Origin of the sequence: Escherichia sp. KCJ4928 (assembly GCF_004352695.1) — a bacterium.
Classification (GTDB): Bacteria; Pseudomonadota; Gammaproteobacteria; order Enterobacterales; family Enterobacteriaceae; genus ECMA0423.
On the sequence record NZ_SJWV01000611.1, the window covers coordinates 1 to 441 of the forward strand.

Here is a 441-nt window from a genome sequence, read left to right on the forward strand (position 1 = left end):
CTGCAGAGACAGAGATGAAGTTGTTTTCCCCGTTTCCTTAATGAAAATTCAGTCAGGGGTGTGGCCGGATAATTATGCCGCGCACTTAATTCCCTGTTGAACTGAAGTATTCCGGCAATATTCAGCAGTACGCCGGCCAGCCTGCCGTCATCATCCCGCAGGAAACGACGGAGTAGCCGGTGCTCTTCTTTGGCGGTACTGTCAGTTTTTCCGGCCAGGTGTGCGTGGATGAGTGTTATAAGCGTCTCCGGGGATATGCGGTGAATTTTCATCATTCTTCTCCTGATTTTGTCGGGGGCACACCCGGATAGATAAACTGCTGGCGGCGAATGAAAAAATCACAGAAGGGCATATCCGGTAATTCCGGGAGACCGGATACGGCAATATCCATCCATGAGAGATAGTTATCGACGCTCACTGTGACGGTGATGCTGTTATGGG

General features: G+C 50.6%; 1 protein-coding gene. It reads right to left on the reverse strand.

Annotated features, from left to right (window positions below; translation table 11 throughout):
• Positions 1-272: hypothetical protein (locus E0D98_RS25860; protein ID WP_131891544.1), on the reverse strand; the 272-nt coding region annotated here is incomplete at its 3' end.
• Positions 273-441: the final 169 nt, after the last annotated feature.